This is a genomic window from Streptomyces sp. LBL (genome assembly GCF_029893585.1).
Lineage (GTDB): Bacteria > Actinomycetota > Actinomycetes > Streptomycetales > Streptomycetaceae > Streptomyces.
Genome location: NZ_JARXYX010000049.1, coordinates 38934 through 61412, shown reverse-complemented (window position 1 = coordinate 61412; position 22479 = coordinate 38934). Strand labels below are relative to the sequence as shown.

26 protein-coding genes and 2 pseudogenes are annotated in these 22479 nt (G+C 68.9%); 11 read left to right on the top strand and 17 right to left on the bottom strand.

The features are described from left to right. The first annotated feature begins 141 nt into the window (after positions 1 to 141). The 3 genes from tnpA to M2271_RS39165 all read left to right on the top strand — a co-directional run bounded on the left by tnpA (position 142) and on the right by M2271_RS39165 (position 1199). Positions 142 to 558: an IS200/IS605 family transposase gene (tnpA, locus tag M2271_RS39175; RefSeq protein WP_280892231.1), complete on the top strand. Its 417-nt coding sequence runs from the start codon at positions 142 to 144 to the stop codon at positions 556 to 558. Between the two features lie 180 nt (positions 559 to 738). Further along, positions 739 to 936 carry a hypothetical protein gene (locus M2271_RS39170; RefSeq protein ID WP_280892230.1) on the top strand — a complete coding sequence of 66 codons (198 nt, stop codon included), beginning with the start codon at positions 739 to 741 and terminating at the stop codon, positions 934 to 936. After that, the gene (locus M2271_RS39165) at positions 933 to 1199 is read left to right on the top strand and encodes a hypothetical protein (RefSeq protein WP_280892239.1); all 267 of its coding nucleotides are present in this window, start codon (positions 933 to 935) and stop codon (positions 1197 to 1199) included. Before M2271_RS39170 ends, M2271_RS39165 begins: the two co-directional genes overlap by 4 nt. 174 nt (positions 1200 to 1373) lie before the next feature. Here M2271_RS39165 and M2271_RS39160 read toward each other — a convergent pair whose 3' ends face one another. Beyond that, complete coding sequence (locus M2271_RS39160) at positions 1374 to 2144, bottom strand: hypothetical protein (protein WP_280892229.1); 771 nt, start codon at positions 2142 to 2144, stop codon at positions 1374 to 1376. A 648-nt stretch (positions 2145 to 2792) separates the two neighbouring features. On the opposite strand from M2271_RS39160, the gene M2271_RS39155 reads away from it, so the two are divergent. The 3 genes from M2271_RS39155 to M2271_RS39145 all read left to right on the top strand — a co-directional run bounded on the left by M2271_RS39155 (position 2793) and on the right by M2271_RS39145 (position 4252). Then, the gene (locus M2271_RS39155; protein ID WP_280892228.1) at positions 2793 to 3260 is read left to right on the top strand and encodes a hypothetical protein; all 468 of its coding nucleotides are present in this window, start codon (positions 2793 to 2795) and stop codon (positions 3258 to 3260) included. 565 nt (positions 3261 to 3825) lie between these two features. Next, entirely contained in the window at positions 3826 to 3948 is a 123-nt protein-coding gene (locus M2271_RS39150) for a hypothetical protein (protein WP_280892227.1), read from the top strand. Between the two features lie 13 nt (positions 3949 to 3961). Beyond that, positions 3962 to 4252, top strand: coding sequence for a DUF6087 family protein (locus M2271_RS39145; RefSeq protein WP_280892226.1), 291 nt, complete (start codon positions 3962 to 3964; stop codon positions 4250 to 4252). Positions 4253 to 4294: 42 nt separating this feature from the next. On the opposite strand, the gene M2271_RS39140 is transcribed toward M2271_RS39145, so the two are convergent. The 4 genes and pseudogenes from M2271_RS39140 to M2271_RS39125 all read right to left on the bottom strand — a co-directional run bounded on the left by M2271_RS39140 (position 4295) and on the right by M2271_RS39125 (position 6815). Next, positions 4295 to 4483 (bottom strand): DUF397 domain-containing protein, encoded by a 189-nt coding sequence (locus M2271_RS39140; protein ID WP_280892225.1) that lies wholly within the window; start codon positions 4481 to 4483, stop codon positions 4295 to 4297. A 13-nt stretch (positions 4484 to 4496) separates the two neighbouring features. Beyond that, positions 4497 to 5114: a DUF5753 domain-containing protein gene (locus tag M2271_RS39135; protein ID WP_280892224.1), complete on the bottom strand. Its 618-nt coding sequence runs from the start codon at positions 5112 to 5114 to the stop codon at positions 4497 to 4499. Between the two features lie 98 nt (positions 5115 to 5212). Further along, positions 5213 to 5314 (bottom strand): annotated as a pseudogene (locus tag M2271_RS39130) (hypothetical protein); the annotation flags it as partial. A 217-nt stretch (positions 5315 to 5531) separates the two neighbouring features. Further along, a complete protein-coding gene (locus tag M2271_RS39125) occupies positions 5532 to 6815 on the bottom strand; it encodes an adenylosuccinate synthase (protein WP_280892223.1) in 1284 nt (427 codons plus the stop codon). Positions 6816 to 7025: 210 nt separating this feature from the next. Between M2271_RS39125 and M2271_RS39120 the strand changes: the two genes are divergently transcribed. Further along, entirely contained in the window at positions 7026 to 7928 is a 903-nt protein-coding gene (locus tag M2271_RS39120; RefSeq protein ID WP_280892222.1) for a diacylglycerol kinase family protein, read from the top strand. Between the two features lie 123 nt (positions 7929 to 8051). Further along, on the top strand, positions 8052 to 8327 hold the full coding sequence (locus M2271_RS39115) for a hypothetical protein (protein ID WP_280892221.1): 276 nt from the start codon (positions 8052 to 8054) through the stop codon (positions 8325 to 8327). Here M2271_RS39115 and M2271_RS39110 read toward each other — a convergent pair. Then, entirely contained in the window at positions 8310 to 9575 is a 1266-nt protein-coding gene (locus tag M2271_RS39110; RefSeq protein WP_280892220.1) for a cytochrome P450, read from the bottom strand. The genes M2271_RS39115 and M2271_RS39110 overlap by 18 nt on opposite strands. 212 nt (positions 9576 to 9787) lie before the next feature. Continuing rightward, on the bottom strand, positions 9788 to 11113 hold the full coding sequence (locus M2271_RS39105) for an alpha/beta hydrolase (protein ID WP_280892238.1): 1326 nt from the start codon (positions 11111 to 11113) through the stop codon (positions 9788 to 9790). A gap of 177 nt (positions 11114 to 11290) precedes the next feature. On the opposite strand from M2271_RS39105, the gene M2271_RS39100 reads away from it, so the two are divergent. Beyond that, the gene (locus M2271_RS39100; protein WP_280892219.1) at positions 11291 to 11455 is read left to right on the top strand and encodes a hypothetical protein; all 165 of its coding nucleotides are present in this window, start codon (positions 11291 to 11293) and stop codon (positions 11453 to 11455) included. A gap of 183 nt (positions 11456 to 11638) precedes the next feature. Here M2271_RS39100 and M2271_RS39095 read toward each other — a convergent pair whose 3' ends face one another. Then, entirely contained in the window at positions 11639 to 12580 is a 942-nt protein-coding gene (locus M2271_RS39095; protein ID WP_280892218.1) for an alpha/beta hydrolase, read from the bottom strand. Positions 12581 to 12788: 208 nt separating this feature from the next. Between M2271_RS39095 and M2271_RS39090 the strand changes: the two genes are divergently transcribed. Further along, positions 12789 to 13397, top strand: coding sequence for a TetR/AcrR family transcriptional regulator (locus M2271_RS39090; RefSeq protein WP_280892217.1), 609 nt, complete (start codon positions 12789 to 12791; stop codon positions 13395 to 13397). Positions 13398 to 13597: 200 nt separating this feature from the next. Here the strand turns inward: M2271_RS39090 and kynU are convergent, their stop codons facing one another. From kynU to M2271_RS39055, 8 genes and pseudogenes are all read right to left on the bottom strand, one after another. Further along, the gene (gene kynU, locus M2271_RS39085; RefSeq protein WP_280892216.1) at positions 13598 to 14833 is read right to left on the bottom strand and encodes a kynureninase; all 1236 of its coding nucleotides are present in this window, start codon (positions 14831 to 14833) and stop codon (positions 13598 to 13600) included. A gap of 415 nt (positions 14834 to 15248) precedes the next feature. Then, a complete protein-coding gene (locus tag M2271_RS39080) occupies positions 15249 to 15443 on the bottom strand; it encodes a hypothetical protein (RefSeq protein WP_280892215.1) in 195 nt (64 codons plus the stop codon). Positions 15444 to 15533: 90 nt separating this feature from the next. Continuing rightward, the gene (locus tag M2271_RS39075) at positions 15534 to 16130 is read right to left on the bottom strand and encodes a DUF5753 domain-containing protein (RefSeq protein ID WP_348539230.1); all 597 of its coding nucleotides are present in this window, start codon (positions 16128 to 16130) and stop codon (positions 15534 to 15536) included. A 48-nt stretch (positions 16131 to 16178) separates the two neighbouring features. Further along, positions 16179 to 16385 (bottom strand): annotated as a pseudogene (locus M2271_RS42675) (helix-turn-helix transcriptional regulator); the annotation flags it as partial. A gap of 12 nt (positions 16386 to 16397) precedes the next feature. Continuing rightward, entirely contained in the window at positions 16398 to 16922 is a 525-nt protein-coding gene (locus M2271_RS39070; RefSeq protein ID WP_280892213.1) for a DUF6879 family protein, read from the bottom strand. Beyond that, positions 16891 to 17127 carry a hypothetical protein gene (locus M2271_RS39065; protein ID WP_348539229.1) on the bottom strand — a complete coding sequence of 79 codons (237 nt, stop codon included), beginning with the start codon at positions 17125 to 17127 and terminating at the stop codon, positions 16891 to 16893. Before M2271_RS39065 ends, M2271_RS39070 begins: the two co-directional genes overlap by 32 nt. 338 nt (positions 17128 to 17465) lie before the next feature. Further along, positions 17466 to 19229 (bottom strand): recombinase family protein, encoded by a 1764-nt coding sequence (locus M2271_RS39060; RefSeq protein ID WP_280892211.1) that lies wholly within the window; start codon positions 19227 to 19229, stop codon positions 17466 to 17468. A 46-nt stretch (positions 19230 to 19275) separates the two neighbouring features. Next, a complete protein-coding gene (locus M2271_RS39055; protein ID WP_280892210.1) occupies positions 19276 to 20118 on the bottom strand; it encodes a tryptophan 2,3-dioxygenase family protein in 843 nt (280 codons plus the stop codon). Between the two features lie 161 nt (positions 20119 to 20279). Between M2271_RS39055 and M2271_RS39050 the strand changes: the two genes are divergently transcribed. Further along, positions 20280 to 20699 (top strand): DUF3151 domain-containing protein, encoded by a 420-nt coding sequence (locus M2271_RS39050; protein ID WP_280892209.1) that lies wholly within the window; start codon positions 20280 to 20282, stop codon positions 20697 to 20699. A 248-nt stretch (positions 20700 to 20947) separates the two neighbouring features. Here M2271_RS39050 and M2271_RS39045 read toward each other — a convergent pair whose 3' ends face one another. Next, the gene (locus M2271_RS39045) at positions 20948 to 22414 is read right to left on the bottom strand and encodes an MFS transporter (protein ID WP_280892208.1); all 1467 of its coding nucleotides are present in this window, start codon (positions 22412 to 22414) and stop codon (positions 20948 to 20950) included. Positions 22415 to 22479: the final 65 nt, after the last annotated feature.

Genomic DNA, 22479 nt, shown 5'->3' with positions numbered 1-22479 from the left:
TGTGAGCGTGGGGCCAGACCTCAGAACACTGGTCTGGGACAGCCCAGTTGAGACCGGGCTGCCCACTTGAATGGTGCGACCTCGTGTCGCACGCGAAAGCTGTACCGAAGCTGCATGACGGCCACGCTGCATACTTGGGTTATGGGTGAGATGCAGAAGATCAGAACTGGTCGGCACTGTGCTTTCGTGATGCATGTTCACTTGGTCTTCGTGACCAAGTTCCGGCACAGAGTGTTCACCGATGTTCATCTGACCCGCATGGAGGAGATCATGCGGTCCGTATGCGCGGACTTCGAGTGCACGCTGGTGGAGTTCAACGGCGAGGACAACCACGTACACCTCCTGGTGAACTTCCCGCCCAAGGTCACCGTCACCAAGCTCGTCAACTCCCTCAAGGGCGTCTCCTCCCGCCGCCTACGCCAAGAGTTCCCCGACCTCGTACGCCACTACTGGCGGGCCAACAAGCTGTGGTCCGGCTCCTACTTCGCAGGAACCGTCGGCGGCGCCCCGCTCACCGTGGTCAGGCAGTACATCGAACAGCAGAACCGGCCGGTATGAGCACAGCCCGGCTCCGCCGGGACCAGCGATCCCGACGCTCCGCACCACAGGCAAGGAACTGCGGTGTCCGGCTCCGCCGGACCAGACGCGGCGACGCTCCGCGTCGCCACCATCAGATTCGCTTCACCACCGGCATAAAGGCCGATGCACTGCGAATGAATTCCGGTAGCAGAGCTGGGCGTGCAGGACCTCCGCCTCGGCACCGGCGAGGCGGAGCGCGAGGTCCGACTCGAACGCACCGCCCCGGGCGGCATAAACCGCAGCGCCCGTCGGCATGCGGAGGGCGACTTCGACACCTACTGGGCCTGGCACGAGAACCAGGAGTTCACCCGAAACCACAAGGCCCGCTACCGCGGCACCCTCATACCAGCCGCGTGATCGCCAGAACCCTCATTGGATCTGCACCCTTCTGCGATACCGGTGCCCGTGTCGGTCACTTCGAGGGCGGCTGCGGCGTGGTCCCGGTGCGTGTGCAGGGTGACCCGGCCGCCGGCCTGGCCAAGAACAGGATCGGCGCGCCCCTCCGGGACACCGCCCCCGTCCTCGCCGCACTCGGCCACACCGTTCCCACCGGCCCTCTCGCCGTGACCACGGCTCAACAACTCGCTGGGATCGCCGGACACGACCTCACAGCCCCATGACACCCACCAAGATCCAGGAGTTATTTTTCGACAGCCCCCTGGGAGCCGGCCCGCCCGGAAACGGCGCCATTTTCACCGTCAGGCTCCCCCAGGCGCATGAAATCCAGGCGACAGCCGACTGGACATACGACTCGTTGTCAAAGGAGAACAGCAGTTGACTTGTAACGATCGAGGCTAGAAGGCGGCCGCGGCCACCGCCTCGGCTTCCGGCAGCAGGTCCTTGCTCTCCTGAATCACCCTCTCGTACGTGCGCTCGTGGTCCCCGCTTTCGAGAGCGAACCGCAGGAGCGAGCCGGACCAGTTGTCGAAGAGCGAGAACGTGCGGTCCACCATCCGCTTGGCCTCCTCGCGCTGTGCGTCGTCGAGAGACGGCAGGCTTTTCTTTTCCACCTCGGGCGACTTTATGCTGTGCGACGCCTCCGCCATGTAGTGCTTCGTGCCGAAGAACTCACATTCGCGACCGTCCTGCAGGGCGATTCCCCGGCAGTGGGTGAAGATCGTGATGGAGACGGCCTCGATGGACTCGACCATCGCGAAAACGGCGTAAGTGGGGGCTCCCGCGGCGAGCGCGGCCAGCTCCAGGCATAGACGTCGCGAGTGGCTGAAGTCCGCGCTCCACAGGACCCGCGTGGCGTCCGACAGGGGCATGCTGCTGTCGGCCCCCAGCTTCTCCAGGTCGGTCAGCATCCACTGCCAGTGGAAGTCCTCTTCGTACGTGTGCGCGTTCAGAAGGGCCTGCAGCTGATCGGGCCGGGCATTGCCTTCGTCTTTGCGGAAGACGTACTTGTTCAGGTCGGAGTAGCCCATGATGAAGGGAACCACGCTGGGCCCCCACGCCAGACGCCTTTCTCCGGGGAGTGACTCGTCGGCGAGCAGGCGGGTGAAGAATTCATGATTCTCGTACGATTTTCGATGTTCTTCGATGTAGTCGATGACCTTCTGCATGGAAAACTCCGTTCACGACGTTTCGACAAGCAGCGACAGAGAGAGAAGAAAGCATCGCATAGGCATCTTCAACTCATGATGTTTCACTCGACGTTGACATGGAATCTGCCCTTCTTTACCGTCAGGAATGCCCTTCCGTCTGGATCACCCAGCCGCACCGCGACCGGCCGGTGATCGATCCCGACGCAATCGCCTCCCTACCGCTGGAGGACTACCACCGCGGCTTCGGGTTGGTCGGTCCACGCGCGCGGGATGTACAGCTCCCGGTTCACCCGCGGCATGGCCACGCTGACCTGTGTAGGCCGTGTAGACGGCGACCTGGGTTCGGAGATCCGGGTCAGCCGGCGGTCTTGATGTACCGGCGAAGTCACATCTGATGACTCGCCATATGCCGCTGTCGCCAACTCCACCTGCGATTCCCGGGCTGCTTCGGTTCGATGCGGCTCAGCGTCCCGCTGCCGCAATAGGCCGATCCGCCTTGTTCGCTGATGGGGGTCACCAAGCCGCGTCCGGATCATCTGCGCTGCACGGGGCGCGGGGCAGGCGGTGGGCAGACCCGTTGGCGAATTTTGCCGAATGTTGGCGTAAAAATCTGCAGCGAAACAGCTTGCACTTAATCGTTCTGTTTCGATCATCACTATGAAGGGCATGGCAGAGTCCGGTCAAGTCCTCGACTCTGTCGCGGACTTGGTCGATCGGGGTCAGGTGCCGAGGGTGCGCCAGGACTTCGACCGGGGGATTCCTTGCTGGTCCAGGAAGGTCTGGAAGGCGGTCGGAGGTCTCGGTGTGTTCTGCTTGGTGACTGCGTCCGTTGGCGGCCATGTCGGCGTCGGGCTCGTGGTGTTCGACGTCATGGCGTTATGCAGCCTGACGTTACTCGTGCTGGCACACCGCAGTGAGGGCTACCGCGAGGCCGTCGCCCATCCGGACGAACGCTCCCACTCGATCAACCTGCGCGCCTTGGCCGGCGTGGGCGTGATCCTCACGGTGGGAAACCTGAGTGCCTTCATCGGCGAACTCGCTTCCGGTCGCAGCGGCAATCCCTACTACTGGATGGTGATGGTGGCCGCGATCGCCTACATCGTGTTCATCATGCTCTTCCGCCGGACCAGTTGAGGGCCAGGTCAGCCGCACACTGAGGTGGTGATCCCCTCGGGACGTCCAAGGCCTTGGCACGGGCCGATGATCCATGCCGACGATCCCTACCCCGGCGGCCTCTTCATCCTGCTCATCACATTGATCGGCCCCGCTTATACGGCGATGGGCCTTCCGGCCGGGCTCGTGGTGCTCAACTCCGGTGCCCTCGGCCTCTTTGCGGCCCTGTTCGCCGTGAGCCAGTGGATCGCCCCCACCTATCCGCTCGCCCTTCGGTTGGCGTGCTATGCGGGACTGACCGCACTGACGGCCTGGGGAGAGTGGGCGCTCGCACCGGGGTGGTGGGCGACCGCCGTGCTGACGGCGGTCGCGTGCGCGAATCTCCTCGTCCGCACGCGTGACGCGGTCCTTGGCATAGCTGCCGTCACACTGCTGAGCCTGCTCTCGGGTGCTCCGTTGTCAGCGGCGGCGCTGGTCGCGGCCTCCGGCGCCATCGCCGTCCTGCGTGGCCGCCTCCTGTTGGAGGTCGCCCGGTCCCGGGCCAGCACAGGCGCTGGAAGACGCCGCCCGCATCGACTCCACTCTCGTGACCTCCCGGCTCAACACCCTGCTGGACGCCGCGCGCCCGTACCGGACTGCCGCCGTGGACGACGTACGGTTCCGGGCGAGGGATCTCGCCGCCTCCCGGCCGACCACGATCGCGGCCTGAGACCATCGAGCACATGGCCAAGCACCGCCGCCCCGGGCCGCCGAACCAGCCGTCGCGTGTCGTCGCAGGCATCGATGTCGAAAACCCACTGGCTGCATACAACAAGCGACGGCGCCCGCCCATGGACGAGTACCGTCGTCACCGGATCATGCTCGACAGAGCCTGCCATCTCCGGCCCGATGAACCACGTGTCCTAGAGGAGTGGGACGGCTTCAACTACCAAGTTGTCGGAACCGCCCCTGGCCTCGCCGCGGCCAATAAATGGGTGAACGAACACCAGATCGGCGATGCCCCGACCTCGTGACGCCTCTTGGTGAAGGCCGCCGCCCTTGGGGGCACCTCTCGCTTACGTGAAGTCGCCGAACTCCCCCGCCTTGGCCCCTTCGAGGAAGGCCCTCAGCTTCCGGGGCGTGGTGTGGACGATCACGCCAGGATCGTCACTCTCACGGAGAAGGACGAAGCCGTCGTCCTCCGCAACCTCGATGCAGGCCCCGGTATCCGCCGAGACGGACGACTTACGCCAGTGAAGTTCCACCGTTCCCCAACCCTCAAATCTCCTTGGCTACCTGCCGAATGAAGTCGAGCGACGCCTTCGGCTCAAGCGCCCGTTCACGCATACGGTCAAGAACCGCACGATAGTTCACAAGGTAGGTCTCGGCATGAAGGAAGGTGACACCGGTCGGGACGTCGATCTGAACCGTGTCCAGTCGCGGCACCGGCCCGCATGCGTAGAGCGTCGAACTGCCGGCGTTCGCGAAGCCCCCAGCGCTGAACGGTACGACCCGGACGGTGATGTTGGGCCGCTCGGCCTGCTCCACCAGGTAGTCGATCTGCCTGCGCAGAACCTTCCGCTCGCCGAACCTCATCCGCAACACGGACTCGTGGACGAGGAACTCGCATGAAGGCGGCTCTGAGCGGTCGAGCAGCGCTGCTCGCCTGATCCGGAACCCGACGTGCCGCTCCAGGTCCGCAGGCTCCATGGTCGGCACCGCTTCAGCGAAGATGCCGCGCACGTAATCGGGGGTTTGGAGGATGCCAGGCATGTGCATGATCTGAGCCGACCGCAGGGCAGCCGCGTGATGTTCCATCTCCGCGATGTCCAGAAGACCGGCGGGGAGCGAGTCCCGATACTCATCCCACCAGTACGGCCCGCGCTCCTTGGCCATCTCGGCCAAGGCGTCGACGTATTGCCCCTGGTTGACCCGGGTGACTGGAAAAGGCGTACGACCTCTGCCGCGAAGCGGGGGTGCAGACTCGCGTCGAGTTCGTCGACAAGAAGGACCGCTCCGGTGTCGAGGGCGAGCAGCAGCGAGCGGGTCAGAGCGAACCAGGAGCGCGGGCCCCAGTACTCCGACGCCCAGTCCATCGCCGTCCGTACCTCCCCGCCCGAATGGGTCAGGCGGACCAGCGCCCGACCGGACAGCGACCGCTCGACCTCCACCCCGGCGATGCCGAGATCGGCCACACGCAGCAGTTCCTCAGCCCGTCGCCGGACAGATCAGGCACACGATGCGGTCACGTGGCCGGGTGCGTGGCGGACGGTGGACCGATGTCTGCGGGGTCGGTCCACCGTCCGGCGCCTCCTAGATGAACGAGTTGATCTCGATCGTCTCGTTCCGCCCCGGCCCCACGCCGATCGCGGAGATCGGGGCGCCGGACATCTCCTCCAGCGCCTTGACGTAGTCCTGGGCGTTCTTCGGGAGGTCGGCGAAGGTCTTCGCCTTGGAGATGTCCTCCGACCAGCCCGGCAGCATCTCGTAGACCGGCTTCGCGTGGTGGAAGTCGGTCTGCGAGTACGGGAGTTCCTCGACGCGCCTGCCGTCGATCTCGTACGCCACGCAGACCGGGATCTCCTCCCAGCCGGTCAGGACGTCCAGCTTGGTGAGGAAGAAGTCGGTCAGGCCGTTCACGCGGGTCGCGTAGCGGGCGATCACCGCGTCGAACCAACCGCAGCGGCGGTCACGGCCGGTCGTGACGCCCCTCTCGCCGCCGATGCGGCGCAACGCCTCACCGTCCGCGTCGAGCAGCTCCGTCGGGAACGGGCCCGCGCCGACGCGGGTCGTGTACGCCTTCAGGATGCCGATGACCCGGCTGATCTTCGTCGGGCCGACGCCGGAGCCGGTGCAGGCACCGCCGGCGGTCGGGTTCGAGGAGGTGACGAAGGGGTACGTGCCGTGGTCGATGTCCAGGAGCGTGCCCTGGCCGCCCTCGAACAGGACGACCTTGTCCTCCTCCAGGGCCTGGTTGAGCACCAGGACCGTGTCGGCGACGTACGGGGCGAGCTTGTCCGCGTACGTCAGCAGCTCCTCGACCACCTGCTCCACGGCGATCGCGCGCCGGTTGTACAGCTTGGTGAGTATCTGGTTCTTGGCGTCGAGGGCCGCCTCGACCTTCTGGGTGAGGATCGACTCGTCGTACAGGTCCTGGACGCGGATGCCGACACGGTTGATCTTGTCGGCATAGGTCGGGCCGATGCCGCGACCGGTCGTGCCGATCTTCCGCTTTCCGAGGAAGCGTTCCGTCACCTTGTCGACGGTGACGTTGTACGGCGTGATGACGTGGGCGTTACCACTGATCAGGAGCTTGGACGTGTCGACGCCACGCTCGTTCAGTCCGCTCAGCTCGGAGAGCAGGACCGACGGGTCGACGACGACTCCGTTGCCGATGACCGGGGTGCACCCCGGGGAGAGGATTCCGGAAGGGAGGAGGTGGAGGGCGTACTTCTGATCGCCCACGACTACCGTGTGGCCGGCGTTGTTGCCGCCCTGGTAGCGCACCACATAGTCCACCGAGCCACCGAGCAGGTCGGTTGCCTTTCCCTTGCCTTCGTCACCCCACTGAGCACCGAGCAGCACAAGTGCGGGCACGCGCGTACACCCCTTCCGAGCGGGGCATGTCCAAGGCCAGGGGCGTACGCCACATTGACTGTGCCTCGCACAGCCTGTTTCGTACACCGGCGGCCTTCGTTGGCCGCAACCTGTCGGACCGGATGCCCCGGAACAGACGAAGCCCCTGGCGCAATAGCGCAAGGGGCTCTTGCACAAAGATGCTACCCGAGGAAGCGAGGCAGGACCGAGGTGGTGACTTTCGCGACGTCCGACCAGCTGTTGGTGGTCATAGATCCGATCGCCCGGAGGATGGACGGAGAGTCCGTACGGATCGCGAAAGACGTGCTCAGCGCCGGTGCGGCGAGAACGAAGGTGTGTCTGCCGGAGGATCCGGAGGAATTCGCCCGGGTGCTGGCGCGGCGGGGCTCACGGCGACCGGTGGTCATAGGCGACGACCACGCGCTGGTCCGGACGGTGTCCCTGCTGCACCGGCAGCGGGAGCTGGCGGGGTGCGCGCTGTCGGTCGTGCCGGTGGGGAGCGCGGTGTCCCTGGCCCGCTCCCTCGGGGTGCCGGTCGGGGCCGTGGCGGCGGCGCGGGCGGTGCTGGAGGGGACCGAGCGGCGGCTGGACCTGCTCGTGGACGAGAGCGACGGGGTGGTGCTGGGCTCGCTCCGAATACCGCCGGTACTTGCTCGGGAGGCATCGGCGGCGGATTCGGAGTCGAGGGCGGGGGCGGGGCCTGGGGCGGACTCCGGGCCGGACTCGGGGGCGTCGGCGCGTCCCTGGCTGCGGACGTGCCAGTCCCTCGTACGGACTCTCGTGCCCGCCCGGCCGCTCCGGCCGGCCCAGTCCGTCCCCGGCCCCGCCGGGCCCTCCCGGCTGCGCATCGAGGTCGACGGAGAAATTCTGGTCGACCTGGACCAGCCGGTCGAGGCGGTCTCCGTGACCCCGGACGGCTCCGGTACGGCGGCGGTGGAGGTCCGCCCGGTGTCGGTGGGCGCGGAGGCGTCCCCGCTGCTGGCACGAGGGCGCCTGGTGACCGTCTCGGGAGCGGACTTCCGCTACCGCGCGGACGCGGCGGTCTCGGGGCCGGTACGGAGACGGACGTGGACGGTGTGGGAAGAGGCCTGGAGGTTGACCTTGCCGAGGTGAGGGGCTGGTGATCCCTCACGGTGGGTGATCATGTGCTGGGCCGACGCCCGCCGCCGGCTTGCTGTGGTGGACAGGCTGGACAGGCGTGCGAACCGCGCGGGGGTGACACGCGTCCTCCCGGGCATGAACCGGAATGTCGTGACGTGCGGTGGCTGTGTGCTGTCGATGGTGGGCGCGTTGGCGGCCACACTGCTGTGGCTCTCCTCAGCCCGCACCCGTATCCACCTGGGCCGCGGCTTCGAGAACGAGGGCATGGGCATGAGCGTCCTGTTCACCGAGCTCCCGCTGGCGTTCCTCGCGGGAGCCGTCCTGCCGGCCCTCGTCTACGCCCCGCTCGCACGGGTGCTGGGCGGCAAGCGGGCCGTCTCAGACGATCACCGGTCAGACGATCACAGGTAGGCCCTCCAGGCCCCGGATCACAAAGTTCGGCTTCCTCTCCGGCTCCGCCGCCAGGGCGAGGGTCGGTGCCTTCTCCAGGAGTGCCGTCATGGAGGCCGCCAGCTCGATCCGGGCCAGGGGTGCGCCGATGCAGTAGTGGATGCCCGCGCTGAAGGAGATGTGCGGGTTGTCCCGACGGGTCAGATCGAGCCGCTCGGGGTCCCGGAAGACCTCCGTGTCGTGGTTGGCCGACCCGAAGAGCAGCGCGATCTCCGCTCCCCTCGGGATCGTCGTCCCGGCGATCTCGATCTCGTCCAACACCCAGCGTTCGAAGAGCTGGAGCGGGGTGTCGTACCGCATCAACTCCTCCACGGCGGACGGGACGAGAGAGTGGTCCGCGCGAAGCGCCGCCAGCTGGCCGGGGTTGCGGAACAGCGCCCACCAGCCGTTGACGGTGGCGTTCACCGTGGCCTCGTGGCCGGCGTTCAGCAGCAGCACGCAGGTCGAGATCATCTCCTGCTCGGTGAGCCGGTCAGTGCCGCGGTCGGTGCGGCGGTCGGATTGCCATCCGGTTTGCCGGTCGCTCTCGTCGTGCGCCGCGATCAGCCCGGAGATCAGGTCCTCCCCCGGCTCCTTGCGCCGCTCGGCGATCAGCTCCCGCAGATAGTCCGAGAACTCCACCGACGCCCGTACCGCTCTCGTCGCCGCCTCCTCGGAGGGGTTCAGCTCGTACATCCCGCAGATGTCCGCCGACCAGGGCCGCAGCGGCGCCCGGTCCGCCTCCGGGATGCCCAGCATCTCCGCGATCACCGCGACCGGCAGCGGCTCCGCCACATCGGTCAGCAGATCACCGCCGCCCGCCTCCACCAGCGCGGTCACCAACTCGTCCGCCAGGTCGTGCACATACGGTTTCAGCCGCTCCACCGTGCGCGGGGTGAACGCCTTCGACACCAGGCGCCGGATCCGGGTGTGGTCCGGCGGCTCCAGGTCGAGCAACCCATGGTCGTTGAGCGCGTGGAACGGCTCGTGCTCCTCATGCGGCGCCATCCGCCCGAACTCCTCGTGCGTGAACCGGTGCTGGTACGTCCGCCCCAGCCGTCGGTCCCGCAACAGCGCCGAGACGTCCGCGTGGTGCGGTACCAGCCACTGGCCGGTCGGCTCGTAGTGGAGCACCCGGCCCCTGGCCCGCAGTTCGGCGTAGGCCGGGTACGGGTCGGCGAGGAACCCCGGGTCCCAGGGGTCGAAGGCGAGGGAGGAAGCAGCTGCCATGCACGGACGTTAGACCGGCACCTCCCTCCCTGACCAGGGCCTCCCACCGGCTCCTGGAACCCGAGGACGTCGAAATCCGAGGACTCCGGCATCCGAGGACTCCGGCACCCGGGAGGGCGGGGGCGCGGTCGTCACCAGTGAGAGGGGTCCTTCGCCGTCCCTCTCAGGTACTACGAGTACCGGCTGGTGCGCGCACACGGGGTCGGCGCAGGTCAGTACCCGGAAGGTCGCACCAGCCCCGACTCGTACGCGAACACCGCCGCCTGGGTGCGGTCCCGCAGGCCCAGCTTCACCAGGATGCGGCCCACGTGTGTCTTCACCGTCTGCTCGGCGACCACGAGCCGTTCGGCGATCTCCGCGTTCGACAGGCCTTGCGCGATCAGCGCCAGCACCTCCGTCTCCCGCTCGGTCAGACCACCGACACGTTCCTTGAGCGGGGCGCGGGGACGGTCGTCCAGCCGGGAGAACTCGGCGATCAGCCGCCGGGTGATGCCCGGCGCGAGGAGCGCGTCGCCGGCCGCCACCACCCGTACCGCCTCGGCGAGCTTGTCCGCGGAGGCGTCCTTCAGCAGAAACCCGGACGCCCCGGCTCTGAGCGCCTCGTACACGTACTCGTCGAGGTCGAAGGTGGTGAGCACCAGCACCTTGATGTCCGGACGCTCGCCCGTGATGCGGCGGGCGGCCTCGATGCCGCCGAGTTCGGGCATGCGGATGTCCATGAGGACGACGTCCGGGGCGAGTTCGGCGGCCTTGCCGACCGCGTCCAGACCGTCCACCGCCTGACCGATCACGTCGATGTCCGGCTGGGTGTTGAGCAGCACGGTGAAGCCCTGCCGGACCATCTGCTGGTCGTCGGCGATCAGTACGCGGATGGTGCCGCTCGTCACGGCGGAGTCGGCGCCGGTGCCGGGGCTGCCGACCAGGGCGATGTCGTCCACGTCCAGGCCGGGAGCGGCCCGGCCGCAGACGACCGAGCCGTACGAGTGGCACAGCAGTGAGAGGCGGGCCTTCCGGCCGACGATGCCACGCAGCTGCCGTATGAACTCCCGTAGGTGCGGAGCGGCTTGCTCGGCGCGGCCGGTCGTGGTGACCGTCGTACTGATCGTGCCCGGCGTCTCATAGCCCAGCCAGGCCACGACGGCGGTGCGGGAGGCGACGCCGGCCGTACGGGAGGCGACGCCGGAACGGGAGACGACGCCGGAACGGGAGGCGACGGCAGAACGAAGGGGAGCGCCGGAACGGAGAGGGTCCGCGGAACGAAGGGGGACCGCGTCGCCGGCGGTCTCGGTGGTCCGCTGTGCGGACTGTCGGGTCAGTTCCGTTCGCAGTTGTGTCGCCGTGGCGCGGAAGCGGTCGTATGTGTCGAGTGAGGTGTCCGAACCGGGGACCAGGACCGCAATACGGTCGGCGTGGGCCAGGTCGCCGAGGACCTCCGCCGAACGACCGGAACCGCGGCCGTCGAAGGCGAGGAGGTACCGGGAAGGGGCGGCTATCGCGCGGTCCGCCGCCGCGCGTGCCCGGTCGCCGTGGGCGGCCATTCGGGACGCTGTCTCGGCGTTGACCCGGTTCGCCGCGTACGCCTCGTCCAGCGTGCCCGCGGTCAGGAGACCCAGCGCGGCGGGGGCCGGTGCGGGGACCTCCGGTCGGGTGGCGGCGGAAAGGGGGACCACGACAGCGGCGGTGACGAGCGCGGCAAGGAGACCTCGGCGCCATCGGTGCGCGCGCCGCCGCTCGGCGTCCGCACCATCGTCCATATCGGCGTCCGTATCGGCGTCCGTATCGGCGTCCGTACCGGCGCCCGTATCGGCCCCCGCACCAACGTCTGCATCGTCCGTACCGGCGTCCCCAGCACCGCCCGTACCAGCGTCCGTGCGCCGTAGGTTCTCCGTACGTCGCAGTTCCGCTGACCTGTCACGGGTCTTCAGCTCAATCCCCACGGTCGTCCCCCTCCCAGTCCGCCCGGCCATCGGGCTTGTCTGGAAGGGAAATTACGGATCCGCGCTCGTCGTCCGCGTCCCGCCAGGGAACTCACCTGCGCCGTAGCTCTCAGGTATTACGGGTACTCACCACGCCAGCTGCGCGATCTCCTCCCCCACCACCGCGCACGCGTCCGCCGCCGGGTCGATCAGCGGGAAGTGGCCGACGTCCTCCAGGAGCGTCACGCCCACCACCTCGCCCGCCTTCGCCGCCGCGTCCGCGTAGGACTCGGCGACCGCCTCCGGGACGACCAGGTCGCTGCGGCCCTGGACGAGGGTCGTCGCGATGCCGGTGGGGAGCAGGAGGGACGGGTCGGCGTACGGCCGGCGTTCGGTGAACGCCTCGTCCCCGCCCAGCAGTTGGCGGCAGGCACCTCCGCACACATCCAGCTTCTCCGCGACCTCGAAGTCGGCGATCGGGGCAAGGGCGACCACGCCCCGCAGCGGGGCCGGTCGGTCGGTACGCCACGGGGCGTCGGCGGGGAGCAGGTGCCGGGCCGACACCCACAGCGCGAGGTGGCCGCCCGCGGAGTGACCGGTGACCACCATGCGGCGCGGGTCGGTCTGCGGGAGGGCCGCACGCGCGAGGGCCGGCAGCGCGTCCAGCGCGGCGGCGACGTCGTCGAAGGTGTCCGGCCAGCGACCGGCGACCGGCCCGCTCCGCCCCCCGCTCTGCCCCTCGTCCGCGTCCTCACCCCCACGCCGATACTCCACACTCGCCACCCCGAACCCCCGTCGCGCCAGAAAGTCCGCGAACGGCGAGAGGTGCCGGCGGTCGTACGGTGCCCGCCAGGCACCGCCGTGCAGCAGGACGACCAGCGGCGCCGGACCGCCCGGCCCCGTCCCACCGTGCGGAGCGTAGAAGTCGATCACCTGGTCGGGGTGGTCGCCGTACGCCGCCGTGGCGTCGGGCGCGACCGCCGGGTGCGAGAAGGCCGACTCCTCTTCGGCGGCGGCACGGGCAGCTGCGGCATCATGTGCTGCGACATCACGTGATGCGGCGTCGTGTGCGGCGGCGTCGTCCGGCATGCTCCAACCTCTCAGCGTCGAAACGGATTTGGCGGACCGGGAAGGATTTCCAGAAGGGAAATGCGGCCGTAGGCCGGGACGGTATCAGGCCCATGACGTGCGCGGACCCGGGGATGTCACGCTCGGTGAGGGTCAAACGGTTCCGCTGTTTCGTTACGCTGGCACCGTACCCCCGCACTCGTCCCGTCCGTGCCCCAAGGAGGCCGTTATGTCCGCCGAGCCCGGCACCGTACGTCCCGGAGGGCGCACCGCACGTGTCCGTACGGCGGTGCTGCGGGCGGCCGGGGACGTTCTCGCCGAGCAGGGCTTCGACCGGCTCGACCTCGCGGATGTCGCACGGCGCGCGGAGGTCGGCAAGACGACCGTGTACCGGCGGTGGGGTTCGGTGACCGGGCTGGTCGCCGATCTGCTCGCCGACATGGCCGAACAGTCCCTCCCGCGCGCGCGGACCGGCTCCGTACGCGGGGACCTGAGGGAGAACGCCGCGCTGGTGCAGCGGACGCTCGCCGATCCCCGGCAGTGCGCGCTGTTCCGCGCGGTCATCGCCGCGGCGACGTGCGACGAGCGTACGGCCCAGGCGCTGCGGCGGTTCTACGAGGTGCGGGTGGCCGAGTGGGCGCCCTGTGTGGCGGAGGGCGTCGCCCGCGGGGAGCTGCCCGCCGGGACGGACCCGGGGACGGTCGTACGGGCGGTCTCGGCGCCCCTCTACTACGGCCTCCTCACCACCGGAACCGCTCCCGGCCCGGCCGCCGCCGAACGCGCGGCGGACGCGGCGCTCGCGGCGGCGGAGGCGGGCGTGTACACAGCACCTGCGTGACCTCGCCTGCCCGCCCGCCCGCCCGTCCGCCCGTCCGTCCGTCACCACCGCACCCGCGCACGGCCCGCCCGTACCACCCCGCCCCCGCACCGACACCCGCACGCGCGCCCGCCCGTACCACCCCGCCACCACCCCGCCACCCGCACGCGCGCCCGCCCGTACCACCCCGCCACCCGCACGCGCCCGTCGACGCGTCAGCGTCAGCCGGCCGCCCCTCCACCGGCCCCCAACGTCTCGCCCAGCGCCCGCGCCGCCCGCTCCACGTCCCCGAAACCGACGTACAACGGCGTGAATCCGAAGCGCAGGACGTCCGGGTGGCGGAAGTCGCCGACGACGCCCCGCTCGATCAACCGTTCCATCACCTCGCCCGCGTCCGCGCACCGCAGTGCGACCTGGCTGCCCCGTTCCTCGTGCGCCGCGGGCGTCAGCGACTCCACGCGGCCCGTCGGGACGTACCGGGCCACGCACTCGAGGAAGAAGTCCGTCAGAGCGAGGGACTTGGCCCGGACGCTCTCGACCGAGACCCCGTCCCACACCTCCAGGGCGGCCTCCAGGGCGAGCATGGACAGGATGTCGGGCGTGCCCACGCGGCCACGCAGGGCGCCGTCGGCCGGTTCGTAGTCCGGGCGCATGCCGAAGGGTTCGGCGTGCGAGTTCCAGCCGGGGAGAGGGGAGTCGAAGCGGGCCTGGAGGTCGCGGCGTACGTACAGGTACGCCGGTGAACCCGGGCCGCCGTTCAGGTACTTGTAGGTGCAGCCGACCGCCAGGTCGACCCCGTGTTCGTCGAGCCCGACCGGCAGGGCGCCCGCGCTGTGGCACAGGTCCCAGACGGCGACGGCGCCCGCGGCGTGCACGGCGGCGGTCAGGGCGGGCAGGTCGTGCAGCCGGCCGGTGCGGTAGTCGACGTGGTTCAACAGGACCGCCGCCGTACGGTCGCCCAGGACCCCCGGCACCTCCGCCGGCGTGACCGGCCGCAGGGTGCACCCGGTCATCCGGGCCGCCGACGTGGCGATGTACCCGTCCGTGGGGAAGGTCGTCGCGTCGACGACGATCTCGTCACGACCCGGGTCGCCGAGCCGCGCCAGCCGTACCGCCCCCACAAGTGCCTTGAAGATGTTGACACTTGTCGAGTCGCCGACCACGATCTGCCCGGCCCCCGACCCCACCAGCGGAGCGATCCGGTCGCCGATCCGCTCGGGCGCGGTCCACCAGCCGCTCTCCTCCCAGGACCGGATGCGCAGCTCGCCCCACTGCCGCCGTACGACGTCCTCGACGCGCCCGGGGACGGCCGCCGGCAACGCGCCCAGCGAGTTCCCGTCCAGGTACACCACGTCGTCCAGGACGAACCGCGACCGCACCCCCGCCAGTTCGTCAGAGGCGTCCAACTCACGCGCCTTGAAGGCTGGTTCAGAAGCCCGTCCACCGCTCTCAGACATGTGACCGGGCCGTCCAGAGTACTCGACTATTGGGCACTACTAGCAAGAGGCGCACTGACCTGCGGAAACGTGTTGTCATAGACTCAGAGTAGGCGAGCGAGCCGCACCCTTCTAGGGCCACATGAAAGCCCCGGCTCAGCGCACGGGGAGCGCCGAACCGGGGCCGTATGAGCCCGCCCCTACCGCGCTGCGCCGCCGCAGTCACGGGAGCGGCGGGAGACTATTCGGTCCGCTGCACGCTGCCGGGCGGGGCCGTCCACTCACGACCCCCGCCCTCGGGCCAGAGGAACGCCGTAGCCGCGACACTCGCCGGGCGACTCGGCCGGGTCCTCCCACGCAGGGTCTACCTCCCGCAGGACGCCCACCCGTCCGGCGCCGTCGCGTACGCGCTGCCCGATGTCAGCTTGTGTGACCATCAGTGCCCCTCGGGGTGGCGCCGCAAGTACACGTTGCAGTCAGTCACCGTGGTCATGTCGCCCCCGGCGCGTGCACGGTCCCGCACATTCGCCAGCTCTCGACAACCGGCGCAACCGTCGACCGGCTCAGGGTCGCGCCCGAGTCTCAGCGGCAAGTCGATGGGGCGTTCGGGGTAGGTCATCGGGTTCGTCATCTGCGTCCCCTCGCGTGATCCGATGACAATCACGCTAGAGATGGAGGAGCACCAACTCCTAGCCAGTTCTACGTTGTTGCACGCGACTTCTCAGCGCACCGCATCGAGTGCAGCTGTCACCAGCGCGCGGGCATCCGGGCCGTACACCGCCAGTTCCTTGAGGTCTGCCCATGCCTTCACGTACATCCCCACTTCGCCGGGTGCAGTGAGCGTTACCTGAGCCGTCAGGAGTTCCACATGCACGCGCTGATCATCGAAAATGTCGAAGGTCTCAAGGGTCCACATGCCTCGCTCACGCGCGGCGAACGGGATGATCCCAAGGGAGACAGCGGGCAGCGACATGACGGACAGCAGGTGCCCCAATTGGCCGGCCATTGCTGCGGCGTCGCCCACCTGGTAGCGCAAGACAGCTTCCTCGACCAACAGCGCGAAGCGGTGCGTTCCCTCGTGCAGTACGCGGGCGCGGGCCATCCGGGCGCCTACGGCTTCCGCTGTGTCGTTGGGGGTGCCATGAAACCGGCTGATGGATGAGAGCAGCGCGGCGGCGTAGGCGGGCGTCTGGAACAGTCCCGGCACGACGTGTGAGGCGTAGCCCCGGTGCAGCTTGGTGCGCTGGTAGAGCGGGATGCGAGCCTCTTGCAGCCGACGCAGGCCGGTGCGCTGTAGGCGCTTCCACTCCAGATGCATGGAGTCCGCCGTACGGGATGCGGCCACTATGTCGGCCGCTTCATCATTCGCCCCGCAGGCAGCACACCATGCGCGAATATCCGCGTCAGACGGGGGTGTACGCGCGCTTTCAATCCGAGAGGTCTTGGACTTGTGCCAGCCGCAACGGTCGGCCAGCTCATGCCCCTTCAGGCCCGCGTCTAGGCGTACTTCGCGGAGTCGTGCCGCTACCGCTTTGCGGGCGCTCTCGACACTTGATGACTGGTACTGGGGCATGAGCCGGGACGGTTAGACCGTGTACCTCTCGTGCGGGGTGGCGCGCTGCCACACGGCCTCGAATGCCTCGCTGAACTTCTTGATCACTGCCGGGTCGTCGCACATCTCTTGGCAGTCCAGCGCGCCATTTCCGGTGAAATGCCCGAACCTGATCAGCCGGTCATCGAAGATCCACAGATCAGCGCCCGGCAGGAGGAGGGTTGCGGCGTCCCTTCGCGGCAACCACCGCACCTGTTCCCCGGCTTCCTGGTTGAGGCGTGTTGCCTCGTACTCAAACCGGATGTAGTCGGTGACCGGTTCGGACACGACACGGGCCCGGCGCATCTCCACGCCACGGGCAACCGCTCCCCGCACTAGATCGGTCCACACCCGGAAGTCCTCGACAAAGGCCGGAGTGATCCCGCCCGCCTGCTTCCACTCGGCGAAGCGGCCCCCGTCGTCGTACCCCTCGTACGTGTCCCGCAGTTCGAGGTGCACAGCGGAGCGGTGACAGTCCCCGATCAGCTCACTGAACGGCGGAACGCTGCTCGGCCTCATCACACGCCTTCCTGATCAGATGCACCATGCTCGCTGGAACGCGGATCACTGCCTCAGAGTCGGGGATGTGCCCGACCGTCAGACACTCCGCTTCCGTCTCCTCGTCCGCCTTCCACCCCTGGAACACCATGTCGGCCGACTTCTCGTCTACCCACACGGTGGGGCAGTTGTCGCCGTTGGTATTCGGGTCCTTGCCGAAGAACATTAGAGCCATGACCTTGACCCCTGACCTACTCGGTTCTACCTGGTTGCACGAGCGTCACCCTGTCGGGGGCACAGCGTCAAGACCGCCTGTTTGCATGCCAGTTGGCCCGGCCATGCCGGAGCCCTCGCAGCGATTCGGTGCGGCTGTCCGCCAAGGACCACGAGCGAGCGAGCCAGCCGGTACACGGACGCGAAGTGCAGATGCGCGCCGAAGCCCCCAAGATTCCGGGCGCCGAGTATGGCCGTCCCTACGTCGTGGGTGGTCTCCTGTTCCCTGCATGACGAAGCCCCGCCCGGATCGCTCCGAACGGGGCCCTTCCTCCATCTACTTGACCAGCATCACGCCACTTGGTCGCGCTCCTCGTCGGCAAGGCCCTCAGCGGCCCATGTGATCACCACTCGGTCCCCCTTCCAAGCCTTCCCCCTCACCGCCCGTTCGCGGGTCTCGGCCTTGCGAACGACCACCCGCGTGATGAACAGCTTGACCAATTCGCGCCGCGCGCTGAGGTTCGCCTTGGCCCACCACGTACCGGGCCCGATCGAGTCCCCGTCGTCCTCGCCGTAGGTGTCACGCTCCAGCCATGACGCAATAGGAAGCTCGGGGGTGTCCATGGCGGCCAGTGCGGCAATGCGTTCCTCAGCAGCCTCCATGCGGGCTTCCTGGTCGCTCACGGCCTTGGCGAATCGCCTACGGCCGATCTCGTTGCCCATGTACGACGGCTGCATGTCGTAGAGCGTTTCCAGCGCCCGCGCAGCGTCGGCCCGATCTGCTACCAGGGCAGCGCGCTCCTGGGCAGTCTCCGGCGCTTCCGTGGACTCTCCGAAGCGCTTCTGTGCCTCTTGCAGGATCAGCGAAGCGTCATCATCGTCTTCGGCTGCGCCGATGATCGCGAAGATTCGCCGCGCCACGTAGTCATCCAAGAGGGGCTGCGAAACCGCAGAGGTGCCCTTGTGCTGGCCGGGAATCTCCATGCCTGTCGGGCGCGAGCACCGGTACATGCTCTGCCGTACGTCGCTGCGGACTGCTGCCGACGACTTCATGGAGCGTCCGCACTCGCAGTGCAGCAGCCCGATCGACGTGAGCAGGTTCCGGGATGTGCCGTCCCACTTACGGGATGAGCGCACCTTGATCCACTCTTGGAGCTGCCACCAGTCGGCGGGCGCGAGGATGGGTTCCCACGCTGTGACGGGCTCCCCGTGCTCGTCGCGCACAATCCGGTACTCGGCAACGGTGTTGGTGCGCGTACCGTCCTCACGGAGCTTGTAGACCGCCTCCGTGCGGTATCCGGCAAGGGTGGGGTCCTTGAGAATCCGCGTGAGGGTGTTCGCCCGCCACCCGCTGTTCGCGTGCGCCTTTCCCTTTGAGGCGCCCCTAGTTGGGACTCCGTCCCGGTTGAGCATGGCCGTGATCCATCCGATTGAGCCGGGCACAACCCGCCCTTCGCCGGGCTTGGGCGGGGCGGGGTTCTCCTTGTGGTGCTTGATGAGAGCCCACACGTCCCGGATCACGTCGGCCTCATCGGGGCGGGTCGTGAGGGTCTGCACGACGATCGGACGGCCGTCCGGGGTATAGCGAGTCTCCGGGGTGAGGTCGCGCCCGTACGGGGCAGTCCCGCCGATGTACCCGCCCGCCTCCTTGGCGAGCTGCTTGGCGCCGTAGACCGCCGCGCTGCGGTTCTTGCTCTCGTTGTGGGCAGCGTCAAGGCGCATGATCAGGTGGATCAGGTCCATGAGGTTGCCCTTGCGGAACTCCCCCTCGGTGACACTGACGATCGTGACACCGAGGTTCAACAGCTCCGTGACGACAGGGATTGCGTCCAGCGGCTCCATCCGCGACAGGCGCGAGATGTAGTAGACGATGAGCATGTTCACGCGTCCGGCACGGCAGTCCTTGAGGAGGCGCTCATAGGCCGGGCGTTCCTTACCGCTGAACGCCGAGATGCCTATGTCCTCGTAGTGGCCGACCCAGTGCAGGTCGGCCCCTGCCGCCTTCCGTCGATCCGCTTCGCCCTTGTTCGCAGCACGCTGCGTGGCGGGGCTTGCTTCGCTCTTGTTGGCGCGTGCGGCGGACTGCCGTTCGTACCCGGCTGCGTGGATGCTCATGCCTGTGACCACTCCTGGCGGACTCATGGCCACACGTTACGTGACTTCACGTGGCCAATGTACGAGAACTCCACAGCTCGGGGAACACGTTCTTCCGCGCGCGTTTCTCCAGCCAGGCCACCCCGGCGGAGCCGCCCGTGCCGGCCTTCGAGCCCATGGCCCTGCGCGTGGCGACGAGATGGTCGTTGCGCCAGCGCCACACCAGTTCGGCCACATCGGTCAACGCCTCACCGAGACGGGCGAGTTCGTCGCTCTCGTCACCCGAGTAGAGGGCCGTCCACACCGCCTCGACCTCCTCGGACGGCTCGTACCGCCGTGACACGTCACGCTCCAGGACGGACGCGGGGATCGCGTGCCCGCGCCGTGCCAGCAGCTGCAGCGCCTCGTCGTACAGGCTCGGCTCGTGCAGCGCCTTCTCCAGCTCCGCGTGGACGCGCGGCGCGCCCCGGTGCGGGACCAGCATGGACGCGGACTTGTCGCCGAGCAGGAACTCCATGCGGCGGTACATCGCCGACTGGAAGCCGGAGCCCTCGCCCAGCGCACTGCGGTACGCGTTGAACTGGGCCGGAGTGAGCTGGCCGAGCGGCTTCCAGGAGGCGTTGAGCGCCTCCAGTTCCCGTACGGAACGCTTCAGCGCGGCGACCGCCGTGGGCACGTCATCGGAGCGCAGGGCCCGGGACGCGGTCTCCCACTCGTGGACGATGACGGTGAACCACAGCTCCATCACCTGGGTCGTGACCAGGAAGACCATCTCTCCGGGATCGTCGGAGAGGGTGTGCTGGAGGTGGGTGAGCACGTCCGCCTGTACGTAGTCCTCGTACGGCGTCGTGCCGTGGAAGTCGAGATGCGGGGTCTCGGGCTCTTGCGTTTCGGGAGCCTCGTGGGACATCGCTGTCTCCTGTGTGTACTCCGGGTAGCGGTCCGCCCCTGCCATTACCGACACGGGGGCCCCGGTCTCCGCGGGCATCCTCTTCGATGGTCCACCGAAAAGGCAAGGGCCGCCTCATCGCGCCCACGGGCCCGGGGAGACACAGATGGCAGACTGCTTCCATGACGACGCACAAGAACCTGCTCGGCGGCCCGGAGCCGACGTACCTGCCCGAGAACGAAGAGGCGTACCGCCTCCTGGGTGAGGAGTCCCAGCCTCCGGCCGAGGTCGCGGCGAAGTACCCCACGTTCTCGCTCGCCTGGGCGACGCTCGCGGACGACGCGTTCGAGGCGGGGCGAGTGATCGAGTCGTACGCGTACGCACGGACCGGCTATCACCGCGGTCTGGACGCGCTGCGCCGGGCCGGATGGAAGGGGCACGGCCCCATCCCCTGGGAGCACCAGGCCAACCGCGGGTTCCTGCGCTGCCTCGCCGCCCTCGCTCGGGCCGCGGGTGTGATCGACGAGAAGGACGAGACGGAGCGTTGCTGGCAGTTCCTCAAGGACAGCAGCACCGAGGCGTACACCGAGCTGAAGCGGTAGGTAGTCCCGGGCGGCCCCCGCCCGGGCCCAAGGTGGGCCCCGGGCCGCCCCACCGCGCCGGGTGCGACCCCGGGCGGCCCCGCCCGACCAGATGGGCCCCGGGCGGCCCCGCCGGGCCAGGTCGACCTCGGGCCGCCCCGCCCGACCAGATCCCCGCCAGGTCAGAGGTGGGCCCCTGGCCGCCCCGCCGGGCCAGGTGAGCCCCGGGCGGCCCCGCACCCGCCCGCCCAGCCCCCCGCCCCGTGCCCCTACGCCAGCCGCCTCCGCGCCCGCTCCCCCTCCAGGGGCGGCGCCAGGATGGACCCGTGTGTCCGGCACTCCGGACTCCGGCAGTCCGGTGGAAGCCGCCGTACGGTCGCGAAGGCGACCCCCGCTCCCACCACCAGCACCCCCGCACACACCACCATCGCCCGTCCGAACGCCTGGTCGAAGGCCGTGGCCGACCGGTACGACTGCTCGCCCATCCCGATGACGAGCGGCAGCGCGGCCACCGAGATCAGCCCCGCCGCGCGGGCCGCCGCGTTGTTGATCCCGCTGGCCAGCCCGGCCCGCGCGGTGTCGACGGAGCCCAGCACGGTCGCCGTCAGCGGCGCGACCAGGGTGACCATGCCGAGGCCCAGCACCAGCAGCGCGGGCAGCACATCGGCGACGTACGAGGAGCCCGGACCGACCCGCAGCATCAGCAGCATCCCGGCGGCACTCAGCAGCGGCCCCGCCGTGAGCGGGATACGCGGCCCGATCCGCGCGCCCAGCTCGCCGGAGCGCGCGGACAGCAGCAGCATCAGCGCGGTCGTCGGCAGCAGTGCCGTACCGGCGGCGAGCGCCGAGTAGCCGACGGCCACCTGGAGCTGGAGCGCGGCGAAGAAGAAGAAACCGGCGAAGGCCGCGTACACGCACAGGGTGACCAGATTGACCGCGGTGAACTGGCGGGAGTCGAAGATGTCGAGCGGCATCATCGGATCGGGCCGGCGTTTCTCGACGTACACGAAGGCCACGGCGGCGGCGAGACCCGCGACCGCCGCCGAGACGACCAGGACGGTCCCCGACCGGGCTTCGATCAGCGCGTACGTGACCAGTGCGAGCGCCAGCGCGCCGAGGAACGCGCCGAGCACGTCGAATCGGCCGTGAGCACGGCTGTCCGCGGACTCGGGGACGTGCCGTACGGCGATCGGCGCGCACAGCAGCGCCAGCGGGACGTTGAGGAGGAACACCCAGCGCCAGCCGGGCCCGTCCACCAGCCAGCCGCCTACGAACGGGCCGACCGCCGCGCCGATGCCGCCGAACCCCGACCACAGGCCGACCGCCCGCCCCCGGTCGTCGGGGTGGAAGGAGGCCTGGATGAGCGCGAGGGAGCCCGGGGTCAGGAGAGCGCCCCCGACCCCTTGCAGGGCACGGGCGGCGACGAGGACACCGGAGCTGGGGGCGATGCCGCACAGCAGCGAGGCCGCGGCGAACCAGACGACCCCGACGACGAAGACCTTACGGCGGCCCAGGCGGTCCCCGAGAGAGCCGCCGAGCAGGATCAGCCCGGCCAGCGTCAGCGTGTACGCGTTGACCGTCCACTGCAGGACGGCGAGGTCCGCGTCGAGGTCACGGCCGATGCGAGGCAGGGCGACGTTGACGACGGTCGAGTCCAGCAGAACCATGCTGGAGCCGAGGACGGTGGTCAACATGATCCACTTGCCCTGCGGGGAGGCCAGCCGGACATCGGGCATGCCCCAGGTATACAGCGAGCCCGGTGCCGTGGCACCGGGATCACCGCAAGCCGCCGTAAAAGAAA

Coding starts and splice junctions, on each gene's coding strand:
- M2271_RS39060 (WP_280892211.1), bottom strand. CDS start 19,229: ATGAGCATCCACGCAGCCGGGTACGAACGGCAGTCCGCCGCACGCGCC.
- M2271_RS39095 (WP_280892218.1), bottom strand. CDS start 12,580: ATGCCGGACGACGCCGCCGCACACGACGCCGCATCACGTGATGTCGCA.
- M2271_RS39080 (WP_280892215.1), bottom strand. CDS start 15,443: ATGACGAACCCGATGACCTACCCCGAACGCCCCATCGACTTGCCGCTG.
- tnpA (WP_280892231.1), top strand. CDS start 142: ATGGGTGAGATGCAGAAGATCAGAACTGGTCGGCACTGTGCTTTCGTG.
- M2271_RS39145 (WP_280892226.1), top strand. CDS start 3,962: ATGGCCAAGCACCGCCGCCCCGGGCCGCCGAACCAGCCGTCGCGTGTC.
- kynU (WP_280892216.1), bottom strand. CDS start 14,833: ATGTCTGAGAGCGGTGGACGGGCTTCTGAACCAGCCTTCAAGGCGCGT.
- M2271_RS39055 (WP_280892210.1), bottom strand. CDS start 20,118: ATGTCCCACGAGGCTCCCGAAACGCAAGAGCCCGAGACCCCGCATCTC.
- M2271_RS39065 (WP_348539229.1), bottom strand. CDS start 17,127: ATGTTCTTCGGCAAGGACCCGAATACCAACGGCGACAACTGCCCCACC.
- M2271_RS39115 (WP_280892221.1), top strand. CDS start 8,052: ATGAACCGGAATGTCGTGACGTGCGGTGGCTGTGTGCTGTCGATGGTG.
- M2271_RS39045 (WP_280892208.1), bottom strand. CDS start 22,414: ATGCCCGATGTCCGGCTGGCCTCCCCGCAGGGCAAGTGGATCATGTTG.
- M2271_RS39090 (WP_280892217.1), top strand. CDS start 12,789: ATGTCCGCCGAGCCCGGCACCGTACGTCCCGGAGGGCGCACCGCACGT.
- M2271_RS39070 (WP_280892213.1), bottom strand. CDS start 16,922: ATGAGGCCGAGCAGCGTTCCGCCGTTCAGTGAGCTGATCGGGGACTGT.
- M2271_RS39105 (WP_280892238.1), bottom strand. CDS start 11,113: ATGGCCGCCCACGGCGACCGGGCACGCGCGGCGGCGGACCGCGCGATA.
- M2271_RS39110 (WP_280892220.1), bottom strand. CDS start 9,575: ATGGCAGCTGCTTCCTCCCTCGCCTTCGACCCCTGGGACCCGGGGTTC.
- M2271_RS39155 (WP_280892228.1), top strand. CDS start 2,793: ATGGCAGAGTCCGGTCAAGTCCTCGACTCTGTCGCGGACTTGGTCGAT.
- M2271_RS39160 (WP_280892229.1), bottom strand. CDS start 2,144: ATGCAGAAGGTCATCGACTACATCGAAGAACATCGAAAATCGTACGAG.
- M2271_RS39135 (WP_280892224.1), bottom strand. CDS start 5,114: ATGGCCAAGGAGCGCGGGCCGTACTGGTGGGATGAGTATCGGGACTCG.
- M2271_RS39075 (WP_348539230.1), bottom strand. CDS start 16,130: ATGCATCTGGAGTGGAAGCGCCTACAGCGCACCGGCCTGCGTCGGCTG.
- M2271_RS39050 (WP_280892209.1), top strand. CDS start 20,280: ATGACGACGCACAAGAACCTGCTCGGCGGCCCGGAGCCGACGTACCTG.